The organism is Paraburkholderia sp. EG286B, assembly GCF_040965655.1.
GTDB lineage: Bacteria > Pseudomonadota > Gammaproteobacteria > Burkholderiales > Burkholderiaceae > Paraburkholderia.
Window position 1 is genome coordinate 1 of the sequence record NZ_JBFRCF010000046.1, and the last position, 11,761, is coordinate 11,761.

The 11,761-nt window shown below is 64.2% G+C and carries 11 protein-coding genes and 1 pseudogene; 2 read left to right on the forward strand and 10 right to left on the reverse strand.

Annotated elements, in window-relative coordinates:
• Positions 1 to 507: 507 nt before the first annotated feature.
• The 3 genes and pseudogenes from AB4Y42_RS41280 to AB4Y42_RS41290 form a co-directional block, all read right to left on the reverse strand.
• On the reverse strand, positions 508 to 999 hold the full coding sequence (locus AB4Y42_RS41280) for an RES family NAD+ phosphorylase (protein ID WP_368697545.1): 492 nt from the start codon (positions 997 to 999) through the stop codon (positions 508 to 510).
• On the reverse strand, positions 999 to 1,427 hold the full coding sequence (locus tag AB4Y42_RS41285; protein WP_368697546.1) for an antitoxin Xre/MbcA/ParS toxin-binding domain-containing protein: 429 nt from the start codon (positions 1,425 to 1,427) through the stop codon (positions 999 to 1,001). The genes AB4Y42_RS41280 and AB4Y42_RS41285 overlap by 1 nt, the downstream gene beginning before the upstream one ends.
• Before the next feature lie 144 nt (positions 1,428 to 1,571).
• Positions 1,572 to 1,688: pseudogene (locus tag AB4Y42_RS41290) on the reverse strand (ABC transporter ATP-binding protein); the annotation flags it as partial.
• A 386-nt stretch (positions 1,689 to 2,074) separates the two neighbouring features.
• Between AB4Y42_RS41290 and AB4Y42_RS41295 the strand changes: the two are divergent.
• The gene (locus AB4Y42_RS41295; RefSeq protein ID WP_368697547.1) at positions 2,075 to 2,713 is read left to right on the forward strand and encodes a hypothetical protein; all 639 of its coding nucleotides are present in this window, start codon (positions 2,075 to 2,077) and stop codon (positions 2,711 to 2,713) included.
• A 184-nt stretch (positions 2,714 to 2,897) separates the two neighbouring features.
• On the opposite strand, the gene urtE is transcribed toward AB4Y42_RS41295, so the two are convergent.
• The 7 genes from urtE to AB4Y42_RS41330 form a co-directional block, all read right to left on the reverse strand.
• Positions 2,898 to 3,593, reverse strand: a complete 696-nt coding sequence (urtE, locus tag AB4Y42_RS41300; RefSeq protein WP_368697548.1) for an urea ABC transporter ATP-binding subunit UrtE — start codon at positions 3,591 to 3,593, stop codon at positions 2,898 to 2,900.
• 22 nt (positions 3,594 to 3,615) lie between these two features.
• Complete coding sequence (gene urtD, locus AB4Y42_RS41305) at positions 3,616 to 4,497, reverse strand: urea ABC transporter ATP-binding protein UrtD (RefSeq protein ID WP_133181782.1); 882 nt, start codon at positions 4,495 to 4,497, stop codon at positions 3,616 to 3,618.
• Positions 4,494 to 5,687 (reverse strand): urea ABC transporter permease subunit UrtC, encoded by a 1,194-nt coding sequence (gene urtC, locus AB4Y42_RS41310; protein ID WP_368697549.1) that lies wholly within the window; start codon positions 5,685 to 5,687, stop codon positions 4,494 to 4,496. Before urtC ends, urtD begins: the two co-directional genes overlap by 4 nt.
• Before the next feature lies 1 nt (position 5,688).
• Positions 5,689 to 7,338, reverse strand: coding sequence for an urea ABC transporter permease subunit UrtB (gene urtB, locus AB4Y42_RS41315; RefSeq protein WP_368691962.1), 1,650 nt, complete (start codon positions 7,336 to 7,338; stop codon positions 5,689 to 5,691).
• A 115-nt stretch (positions 7,339 to 7,453) separates the two neighbouring features.
• Positions 7,454 to 8,755, reverse strand: coding sequence for an urea ABC transporter substrate-binding protein (gene urtA / locus AB4Y42_RS41320; RefSeq protein WP_368697550.1), 1,302 nt, complete (start codon positions 8,753 to 8,755; stop codon positions 7,454 to 7,456).
• Between the two features lie 437 nt (positions 8,756 to 9,192).
• Positions 9,193 to 9,516: a rhodanese-like domain-containing protein gene (locus tag AB4Y42_RS41325; protein WP_324160319.1), complete on the reverse strand. Its 324-nt coding sequence runs from the start codon at positions 9,514 to 9,516 to the stop codon at positions 9,193 to 9,195.
• Between the two features lie 72 nt (positions 9,517 to 9,588).
• Positions 9,589 to 10,242: a protein-L-isoaspartate O-methyltransferase gene (locus AB4Y42_RS41330; RefSeq protein ID WP_321929254.1), complete on the reverse strand. Its 654-nt coding sequence runs from the start codon at positions 10,240 to 10,242 to the stop codon at positions 9,589 to 9,591.
• Between the two features lie 283 nt (positions 10,243 to 10,525).
• Between AB4Y42_RS41330 and AB4Y42_RS41335 the strand changes: the two genes are divergently transcribed.
• On the forward strand, positions 10,526 to 11,602 hold the full coding sequence (locus AB4Y42_RS41335) for a LacI family DNA-binding transcriptional regulator (RefSeq protein WP_368691959.1): 1,077 nt from the start codon (positions 10,526 to 10,528) through the stop codon (positions 11,600 to 11,602).
• Positions 11,603 to 11,761: the final 159 nt, after the last annotated feature.

Sequence of the window (11,761 nt, forward strand, 5' to 3'; positions counted from 1 at the left end):
CGTGCCCTGCATCAACAAGCCCCGGTCACGATGCGTTGGTCATTTCCGCGAGTTCTTTTTTGCTCTCGCGTCACGCCGCCTCTATGTGACGCCGCCAGATTTGCGCGGATTTAGACCGCCATCGACAAGCCAGGTCGGACGAGTTTTTTGGCGCCTCAGCGCGGATGCTTACCATCTTTTACGAAGACCACTCTATGTAACCTGTCGTAACCAGAGGGCGCATAACGATACTGCCAGGTCCCTGCTAACGGCAGTGTGGTGACGGAGTCGGAGTGCTAGAAGTCCGCTTGCTGCCAATTCTTTTCGTCGAGCCATTCGCAGCTTTGTCACCAGAGGTCTAAGGCCCCGTTGTTTGCCGTAGCACGGAATGCGGCGTAACGCATTAAGCGCTCCCAGCGGCGCTACTTTGTTGCCCACGCCAGTCGGACAACGGCCAGTTCGTCTCTGCTGGTGAAATTCCGACGTGATACCAGTCTGGAAGATTGCGACCGCACGGTGACTGCGCGTTCAGTGCTGTTCCGGTCTTCCCGGACTCTCTGCTGGAGGTAGAACGAACAGGCGTTCGTCCCATAAGACCGGCAGCGCTTCGGATACGACGATCCGCGCAGCGTCTGGATGGGCGGGATTTACCAGCGCGTTGGACTCGGCACGTGCGACTACAGAAGGCACGATCAGGACCGCGGAGCGGCATTCCTCCAGCCAGCGGTTTCCGAAATCACGTGCGATTTCAGTGGATGGCCCCTCCCAACGTGCAGGCAGTGTGCCGGGGGTGAACCTTTCGACGGGAAGATCATCAGGAACCTGCGCCTCGAGCCAGACGTGTGTCTTCGGCACTTTGCCGATCCGTGCGTGTACCAGTACCTCGAGCATGGCTCCTGCGAACGTGAGCGCGCCATAGATCACGGGACGGCCGGGGCTGTTGAATCGACCGCCAACGACCATGGCGCCGGTGCCGGTCCATAGCGGATGCCGCCTGTCGGCAATGCGGAAAATCCTCATCAGGCCGGTAGCCCGTAGAAGAGCTTCCAGAGGAGTTCTTCCACGCGGCGCGCACCCAGCTCGGTCAGGGCAACCTCAAGGGGCACGCGCCCTTCCAGCAGGGGGTGGGGCGTGGCAAGGAAGGTGCGTGCGTCCGCCGGATCGTCCCAGACGTAGGCCGCGCTCGCGTAGACCCGTGCGAGGCGCTCTGTCTTCTCCGATTCATCAGGTGTCAGCCTGTCGCGACGGCGCTTGTAGGTTGCCTCAGGGACGATGCGTGCCCGGAGCGCGCGCCTTGCCTCCGCGGTCAGGGCGATCTGTTCGACGCCGTTACGCAAGGCGGATTTGGGCAGGCCTTCTGCGACCTGCGCCTCAAGTTCGGCGATCGAATGGGGCACCGGACTGAGCCCCATGACTGCAGCGATCTTCTCGGGGGAAACGAGTTGCATGGCGCGCTCCCGTCGTAAATCAAATGAGCCTCCATTATAGCTCATTTGAGACTCGCCGCGATGAAGGCTAAGTACCCGCTCTCCATCACAGCAAGCTCAAGCCCGGCGCCGCCGCGCATAACGGCAATGCGGGGATGACCGCTGCGTACAGCGCGGAAAGATATCGCGCCCTTGCGGCACATAAGCGAGGCCCTGCGCCAAGCGCGCATGCGTGGGCAGCTTTGTGAGCGCTTCGCCGCGCCAGGCGATCGAGCCATTCTTCATGGGCACGTCTGCTGCAAGCCCCTCACAGGGATCGCGTCGCCCCTTCCATCCCAGACCACGAATCCCTCCGAGCGCACTGCGCGTGCCAGCGCGCGCGTAGTCCCCAGACATGTCGCCGCGAAACTCGCGGCTAAGCGCTACGCCACGAAGCGCGGACGGGGAGGATGGCGCCTGCCTGCGCGGATCCCTGGTTAGTGGCACTACTGTGCGAAAGGCCACAGAAGTTCGCCTGTATGTCCTGCATGGTCATGGGGGAAACGTTCGTGTCGCAACAGACAGGAAATCGTAAACCGTTCTGAAAGCGTTCGTTAAAGGTTATTCGGAAATTGCACCACCCCAATTGATGGATTTTTTATTGTCTCAAATTATGATTGGAGACAACAATGTCAGCAATTAAATGCCTTAAACTTATCACTCCTCCCCTGATTACCATTGGAGCCAGGAAATTGCTATCCCCCGAAAAGAAGAAGGTTCTTTTCGATGGCGATGACGCAATGTTCAAGCGACTCACGGCCTCATCGAGGCTTTATTTCGAGTACGGCTGCGGAGAAAGCACGATTTGGGTAGCGCAGAATACCAATGCAAAAATTCATAGCATAGACACGAGCAAGGAATGGATTGATTTCGTGGAGAATAGAATTGACAGGAAAGATGCCACAATCGAGTGGGTAGATTGCGGTGAGCTGGGGCAGTGGGGCGCTCCAATCAATTACCAAAAAAGGCAAAATTTTCTTAGATACGCCAATGCTCCATGGGCAAATCATCAGAACCCCGATATTGTTCTTATTGATGGACGATTTCGCGTTCTCTGTTTTTTAACAACACTGAAATTATCCAATGAAGGGACGAAAATTATCTTCGATGATTACACAAATCGTCCCCATTATCATATAGTCGAGGACTTCATTTCTCGCGCCGACACTTTCGGCCGGCAGTGCCTATTCATCGTTCCCAGCAAGAAAAATATCGACACGAATCTTATCGACCAGATGATTGATAAATTCGAATATGTTCTTTCATAACGCCAGATGCGCAGACCCCAGCGCACAACCAGCGGTCTGTTGCGCTTTGGAAGGTGCCTTGACGTTGCATGCGCCTGAAAGGTGGTTCAGGGCGACGAGCGCCGTCCGGTCCCTGCAGATCCACGTAGAACTTTCGTAAGGCTGCCCGGCATTCGTCGTGGCGGCGGGTCGCCAATTTCAGGCTTCACACCGCGATCAACTCCCGCACCCCGTCCGCATCCATGCTCGCGCCGGCGCCGCCGGCCGCGATTTCGCCGCGGCTCATTACCCAATAGCGGTCCGCGATGGCCTTGGCGAAGTCGTAGTACTGCTCGACCAGCAGCACCGTCATGTGCATCTCTTCGACGAGCTGCCGTAACGTGCGACCGATGTCCTGAATGATCGAAGGCTGGATGCCTTCGGTAGGCTCATCGAGAATGAGCAGCTGCGGATCGCTCATCAGCGCGCGGCCGATGGCGAGCTGCTGCTGCTGGCCGCCCGAGAGGTCGCCGCCGCGCCGCGCCTTCATGTCCTTGAGCACGGGAAAGAGTCCGTAGATATGCGCGGGCACGCTTGACGGCATGCGCTTCTTGCTCGCCGCGCCCACCAGCAGATTCTCTTCGACGCTCAGGCGCGGAAAGATGTCGCGCCCTTGCGGCACGTAAGCGAGGCCCTGCGCCACCCGCGCGTGCGTGGGCAGCTTCGTGAGCGCCTCGCCGCGCCACGCGATCGAGCCGTTCTTCGTCGGCACGACGCCCATGAGGCAGCGCAGCAGCGTGGTCTTGCCCACGCCGTTGCGCCCGAGCAGCACGGTGAGTTCGCCCTCGGGCACCGTCATCGAGACGTTGCGCAGGATGTGGCTGCCGCCATAGAACTGATTCAGCGATTCGATAGTTAGCATGGCTGATCGGTTGAAAGCGGGCCTAGCGGCCCAGATACGATTCGATGACCGCTTCGTCGCGCTTCACGTCGTCGAGCGTGCCGTGCGCGAGCACGCTGCCTTCGGCCATCACCGTGACGCGACCGGTTTCCCCCGCGAGCGCCGCGACGAACTCCATGTCGTGCTCGACGACCATCATCGAGCAGCTGCCGCGCAGGCGGTTGAGGAGCGTCGCGAGTTCCATGGTTTCGTCGTCGGTCATGCCGGCGGCGGGCTCGTCGAGCAGCAGCAGTTGTGGCTTTTGCATGAGCAGCATGCCGATTTCGAGCCGCTGCTTCTGGCCGTGCGAGAGCTCGCCGGCGAGGCGTCGCGCGTCGCTCTCCAACCGGATCACTTCGAGCGTCTCCTCGATCTTCGCCTGCGCCTCGCGGCCAAGTCGCGCGCGCAGCGTGGCGAACCAGCCCTTGTCGGCCTTCATCGCGAGTTCGAGGTTCTCCCACACGGGATGCTGCTCGAACACCGTGGGCTTCTGGAACTTGCGCCCAATGCCCGCGCGCGCGATCGCTGGCTCGTTCATGCGCGTGAGGTCGAGCGTCTGCCCGAGGAACACCTTGCCCGAATCGGGCGCGGTCTTGCCGGTGATGACATCCATCATCGTGGTCTTGCCCGCACCGTTCGGGCCGATCACGCAGCGCAGCTCGCCCGCGTCGATCACGAGCGAGAGCTTGTTGAGCGCGCGAAAGCCGTCGAAGCTCACGGTCACGTCTTCGAGATACAGGATCGTGCCGTGCGAGATGTCGATTGCGCCGGGTTCGACCACGTGCCCGAGTTCGGCCACGCCGGAGAGGGCGAGTTCGTCGTACTTGAGGGCGTCGTCGAAGGGGTTGTGGTTGAGCGGGTCGCTGATCACGCTATGTCCGTTCATGGGCGTTCGCTCCGCGTGGTGATCCGGTTCCGGATGAGTTCGATGAGTCCCATGATGCCGTTGGGCAGCAGCAGCGGCACGAGCACGAACATCAGGCCGAGGAAGAACAGCCAGTACTCGGCGAAATGGGCGGTAAAGAAGCTCTTCGCGCCGTTCACGGCGAAGGCGCCGATGATCGGCCCGATGAGCGTGCCGCGTCCGCCCACCGCCACCCAGATCGCCATTTCGATCGAGTTGCCCGGCGACATCTCGCTCGGGTTGATGATGCCGACCTGCGGCACGTAAAGCGCGCCCGCGATGCCGCACAGAACGGCCGAGACGGTCCATACGAACAGCTTGTAGCCGAGCGGGCTGTAGCCGAGAAACATGAGGCGCGTTTCGCCGTCGCGCACCGCGGTCACCACGCGCCCGAGCTTCGAGGTGACGATGGCCCGCGCGCCGAGAAATGCGAGCACGAGCACGGCGAACGTCAGGAGGAACAGCACGGTGCGTGTGCCCGGATGCGTGATCGGCATGCCCGCGATGCGCTTGAAGTCGGTGAAGCCGTTGTTGCCGCCGAAGCCCGTTTCGTTGCGGTAGAAGAGCAGCATGGCGGCGAACGTCATGGCCTGCGTGATGATCGAGAGGTACACGCCTTTCACGCGCGAGCGGAACGTGAAGAAGCCGAACACCCAGGCGACCACGGCCGGCACGAGCACGACGAGCAGGAGTGCATACGCGAGGTGCTGTGTGCCTTGCCAGTACCACGGCAGCGCATGCCAGTCGAGAAACACCATGAAGTCGGGCAGGTCGCTGCCGTACTTGCCGTCGTGACCGATCTCGCGCATGAGGTACATGCCGATGGCATAGCCGCCCAGCGCGAAGAAGAGGCCGTGACCGAGGCTCAGAATGCCGCAATAACCCCACACGAGATCGAGCGCGAGCGCGGCGATCGCATAACACATGAGCTTGCCAACGAGCGTCATCGCATACGCGGAAAGATGCAGCGCGCTCGCTTGCGGCAGCACCAGCGCGCAAAGCGGCACGCCCACGCCGATCACGAGGATCAGCACGATGAGCGCGAGCCAGGCGCGCGGCGAAAGCAGGGCCGGCCGCGCGGGCAAGCCGAGCGCGAACGTTTCGGCGCCGTCGCCGGAAGGTCGCGAGGCGCCCAGCGTGTGACGCGTGGAAGTGGAAGTGACGCTCGTCATGTCATGCCTCCGCGCTGCGGCCCTTGAGGGCGAACAGCCCCTGCGGACGCTTCTGGATGAAGAGCACGATCAGCACGAGCACGGCGATCTTCGCGAGCACGGCGCCCCAGAACGGCTCGATGGCCTTGGAGACGAGCCCGAGACCGAAGCCGCCGATCACGGTGCCCGCGATCTGCCCGACGCCACCCAGCACCACGGCCATGAACGAATCGATGATGTAGCTCTGGCCGAGATCGGGGCCGACATTGCCGATCTGCGAGAGCGCGCAGCCGCCGAGGCCTGCCACGCCCGCACCGAACGCGAAAGCCCACGCATCCACGCGCGCGGTGCGCACGCCCACGCAGGCGGCCATGCGGCGGTTTTGCGTGACGGCGCGCACGAACAGGCCAAGACGCGTCTTGGTGAGGACGGTCCATGCAATGCCCACCACGATCAGCGAGAACGCGAGGATCGCAAGGCGGTTGTACGGCAGGATGAGGTTGGGCATGACGGTCACGCCGCCGCTCATCCACGAGGGGTTTTCGACCTGCACGTTCTGCGCGCCGAAGATCATGCGCGTGGCCTGAATGAGGATAAGGCTGATGCCGAACGTGGTGAGCAGCGTTTCGAGCGGGCGGCCGTAGAGGTGGCGGATCACGAGCCGCTCGATTCCCGCGCCCACGAGCGCTGCGGCGACGAACGAAGCGGGAATCGCGAAGAGCGGATACCAGTCGAACGCGCCCGGCGCATAGCGCTGCACGAGCGTTTGCACGACATAGGTTGCGTACGCGCCGATCATCAGGAACTCGCCGTGCGCCATGTTGATGACGCCGATGAGGCCATAGGTGATGGCGAGGCCGAGCGCCGCGAGCAGCAGCACGCTGCCGAGCGACAGGCCCGCGAACAGCGTGCCGGCGATCTCACTGCGGCGCTGGATGGCGTCGAGCGCGTCGATGCCTTGCTGCGCGGCGGCGCGCACATCGGCGTCGGGCTCGCTGTACGCGCCGCTTGCGTTCTTCGCGACGAGCGGGCGCAGCAGTTCGTACATGTCGAGGTCGTGGCGCGCGGCGACGAGCTTCGCCGCTTCGAGGCGCGTGGCCGCATTCGGGTCGTGCAGCGCGGTCATCGCCCAGAGCGTGTCGAGACGGCGCTTGAGCGCCGGGTCGGTTTCCTTCGCGCGCGCAGCGTCGATCAGCGGCTTCATGGCCGGGTCGGGGTTCTTGAGCAAGCCGTCAATGGCCGCCCGGCGCATTTCCAGGTCGGGCGAGGCGAGTTGCAGGCCCGAGACCGCGCCCGCTACCTTCGAGCGCAAGAGGTTGTTCAGCGTGATGGGCTGCGCGCTCGATGCAAAGTTCGCGGCGACGGGCTGACCCGTGGCGGCGTCGCGCGCGCTTTGCCCATCCGCGCCATCCTGCACGAGCACTTCGCCCGAATCGGTTGCCGTGACGCTGTCGTCGGCGAGCGCTTTGAGCAGCGCAAGCGAAGCGGCGTCGTGCGTGGCGATGAGCTTGTCGATGGCCGCGGATTTCGCGTCGAAATCGTCGCCGCCGAGCGGCGCGACGTCGGCCGCCTCGAGTGCGTGCGCGCCAGTGCATAGCGCCGTGAAGAGCGCAGCCGCGGCGAGCGCGTGGCGCAAGCCCGCGCGCGCGTACCTCGGGAGTGAGTGAGCCATGGTGCTTTCTTTTTTGGTGCGGACCACAGCGCAACAGACTGAAGTTACGCCGCAGCCCGTAGACAGGGCACGCGAGCGCGCGCCACATTGCGGCGCGGCGCTCGCGAAGACAACATCAGGCCACGCGCGAGCGGCGCAGGAAAGCGGGCAGCGCGTTCGAGGTGACGACATCCGGCTTGCCCGCGTTGCCGGCGATGAACGGGCTCCACGGCTGCGCGCGCACGGCGGTCTTCGTCTTCCACACGACGTTGAACTGGCCGTCGCCGCGAATTTCGCCGATCATCACGGGCTTGTGCAGGTGGTGGTTGCCGTCCATCGTCAGCGTGAAACCCGAGGGCGCCGCCACGGTCTGGCCGATCATGGCCACGCACACCTTGTCGACGTCGGTGCTCTTCGCCTTTTCCACGGCCTGCTTCCACATGTGGATGCCGACGAAAGTCGCTTCCATCGGGTCGTTGGTCACGCGTTTGCTGCCGCCCGGCAGGTTGTTCGCCTGCACCCAGGCTTCGAACTGCTCCTTGAACTTCGTGTTGTTCGGGCCTTTGACCGACATGAAGTAATTCCACGCCGCGAGGTGTCCCACGAGCGGCTTCGTGTCGATGCCGCGCAACTCTTCCTCGCCCACGGAGAACGCGACCACGGGCACATCGGTCGCCTTGATGCCCTGGTTGCCGAGCTCCTTGTAGAACGGCACGTTCGAGTCGCCGTTGATGGTCGATACGACCGTGGTCTTGCCGCCTTGCGAAAACGTCTTGATGTTCGCGACGATGGTCTGATAGTCGCTATGGCCGAACGGCGTGTAGACCTCCTGAATATCGCTGTCCTTCACGCCCTTCGAGTGCAGGAAGGCGCGCAGGATCTTGTTGGTCGTGCGCGGATACACATAGTCGGTGCCGAGCAGGAAGAAGCGCTTCGCGCCGCCGCCTTCGGCGCTCATCAGGTATTCCACCGCCGGAATGGCCTGCTGGTTGGGCGCGCCCGTGTAGAACACATTGCGCGACATCTCTTCCCCTTCGTATTGCACGGGGTAGTAGAGCAGGCCGTTGAGTTCCTCGAACACCGGCAGCACCGACTTGCGCGACACCGAGGTCCAGCAGCCGAACACACAGGCCACCTTGTCCTGGGTGAGGAGCTGGCGCGCCTTTTCGGCGAAGAGCGGCCAGTTCGAGGCCGGGTCGACCACCACGGGCTGGATCTGACGCCCCATCACGCCGCCGTTCTTGTTGATGTCGGCAATCGTCATCAACGCGGTGTCTTTCAGTGAGGTCTCCGAAATGGCCATCGTGCCCGAGAGAGAATGCAGGATGCCGACCTTGATCGGCCCGCTGCCGGTGTCCGCGTGCGCGAACGGCATGCGCCCCGCAGCCGCGAGTGCGCCCGACATCGTCCCGAGTTTCAACAGACTGCGACGTTTCATTTTTGTGCCTCTTGTCCGTGAGTGAGTCGTGGGCCGTGGCGCGTGGTCGTTTGTCGTCTTGCGCGCCGCCCGGTGTGTGTGTGGCGTGTCTTGCGCACAGCCTTCTGCAAGCGTTGTGCCAGCGCGAAGGTCAAGCGCCAGGCTTGCCCCATAAGGCGCGCGGCGATGCGGGGCGCATCGGCGGCCATGGAACGGGCGGGCGATTGTGGTGCAGTGAGATGCATGTTCGGGCGCGCTGCATCGTCTCAGTGCGCGCATGCATGAAGCGGGACGAACGGTGCGGCAGGGCGCGCTGCATCGTTGTGCATGAGGGGCGTGCCGGTGCGGCGATGCGGGTGCTGCACGCCGTGGACGGAGGTGAATGGCCCAGAAATGACAAAGGGCGCGGCCTGAGCCGCGCCCTCTCGCGCCGTTTGGTTGAGCTGGCGTGCGCCTGCTTAGTACGTCGGCACCTTGGGGTCGACCTGACGCGACCACGCGTCGATGCCGCCTTGCAGGTTGAACACCTTCGTGTGGCCGCGCGATTCGAGGAACATCGCCACCTGGGCGCTGCGCGCGCCGTGGTGGCAAATGCAGACGATCTGCGCCTCGTCGTCCAGTTCCTCGCTGCGCGCGGGAATCTCGCGCATCGGGATCGACAGGCTGCCGGCGATCTTTGCCGTTTCGATTTCCCACGGCTCGCGCACGTCGAGCAGTACGGGAGTCTCGCGCGAGGTGTCGGCAAGCCATTCGGCGAGGGCGGGGGCGGTCAGATTCTGCATGGAACACTCAATCGGGTAAGTAAGCCGGGCTGCCGTGCAAGGAACCCGGCGATGCGGCAGGTTGGCAGCGCCTTAGAACTTGAAGCGCGGCGGATGCACGGCGTTCTGCAGCGGCTCGACATACGTTTCGAACACGCCGGCAATGCGGAACTGCTTTTCGTCGATGCGCGTGATGATCTGCGCTTCCATGACGGGCGCGCCGCCCACGAAAGCGGCCAGACGCCCGCCCACCTTGAGCTGTTCGAGCAACTCCTGCGGCACGACCGGCAGGCCGCCCGAGACGCAGATCACGTCGTACGGTGCGTTCGCGGCCCAGCCGCGTGCGCCGTCGCCAACCACGACTTCGGCGTTCAGCACGCCGTTCTTGACGAAGTTCGCGCGCGCGAATTCGGCGAGTTCCGTGTCGATCTCCACGGTCAGCACCTTCTGCGCCCGGTGCGCGAGCAGCGCCGCCATGTAGCCGGAACCCGCGCCGATTTCCAGCACGCTCTCGTGCTTCTTCACCGCGAGTTCCTGCAGCACGCGCGCTTCGACGCGCGGCGCCATCATGTGCTGGCCGTTCGGCAGCGGCACTTCGAGGTCGGCGAACGCGAGGGCGGTATAGGCCTCGGGGACGAAATGCTCACGCTTGACGATCGAGAGCAGGTTCAGCACGTCCTGGTCGAGCACTTCCCAGGGGCGAATCTGCTGTTCGATCATGTTGAAACGCGCTTGTTCGATGTTCATGGTGACTCGGCGTTGTGGTCGGGATCGGTTCGGGTCGAAGCCCGGCAAAAAGGGCGTCGGGCAATCGGAGAATTGTAGCAAACCGGCTACTGGCCTGGCCGCGCCGCCGGCAGCCCCAGGAGATTCCGGAGGCATTGGCGGATCGGTGTTTGTCCTGGCTACGTGCGCCTTGCGGTTTTGCGGTTCTCGTACCAAAAATGTAATCGATTACATTTTGACGCGGCCAAACGGCTCATGCTTCGGCCGCCGCAGGTTTCCGAACCGGTCACCATTGCCTTCGCCCATGTCCGCTCGTTCGTCCCGAACGTCGCCACTGCGGCCGCAGCCGCAAGCCGAAGATGCCAGCGCCGCCACCGCCTCGCGCGGCGGCTCGATCGCGGCGGTGGCGCAGCGCGCGGGCGTCTCGGTCGCGACGGTTTCGCGGGTGCTCAACGGCCATGCGAACGTGCGCGCCGCGACCCGCGAGCGCGTGCTCGCCGAGATCGAGACGAGCGGCTACCGCGTCAACGAACTCGCGCGCAACCTGCGCACCGCCGAGAGCCGCCTGCTCCTGACGATGGTGCCCGACTTCGGCAACCCGTTTTACGCGGAGATCGTGCGCGGCATCGACAGCGTTGCGCGCCAGCACGGCTTTTTCCTGCTGCTGTGCGACACGGGCGCCGACGCCGGCCGCGAGCGCAGCTACTTCGACCTGCTGCGCCGCCATCGCGCGGACGGGGCGATCTGCCTCGACCCGGCGACCGTGCAGCATGCGCTGGCCGCCGAATCGACGGCGCTGCCGTGGGTGGCCTGCTGCGAGTTCGATCCGGACGTGGGCGTGCCGTACGTGGGCATCGACAACTACCGGGCCGCGCACGACGCCGTGCGGCATCTGATCGCGCGGGGGCGGCGCCGTGTCGCGCTCATCAACTCCGACGAGCACTACCTCTACGCGCAGCAGCGCCGCGACGGCTGGCGCGACGCGCTCGGCGAAGCGGGCATCGCGATGCGCGACGCCTGGCGCGTGAACGTGAACTGCCTCGACTACGACGCGGGCGCGCAGGCCGCCGCCGCGCTCATGCGGTTGCCGGCGGGCGAGGCGCCCGACGCGATCTTCGCGGTGTCGGACACGCTCGCGGTGGGCGTGGTCAACGGCCTGCGCGGCGCGGGGCGGCGCGTGCCGCACGACGTCGCCGTGGTCGGCTTCGACGATATCGCGCTCGCCGCGCAGATCGACCCGCCGCTCACGACGATCGCGCAGCCCATGCGGGAGCTGGGCGAGACGGCCGCGCGCCTGCTGCTGCGGCGTTTCGCCGACCCGCGCGCGAGCGTGCCGGGCGTGCTGCTGCCGCACAGGCTGGTGGTGCGCGAGAGCGGATGAAACGCAGGAAACGTAGACGAACACATAGCAGGGGAGACCAGCGGTGTTCTGCTGTGCATGGGACCGGAGTCAGGGCTAAAGCCCTGACTCCGGTCGACAGGCGGGCGGCGCAAGCCGCTCGCCGCAACCCGCAAAGCCACAAGCGCCAGTACTGGAGGA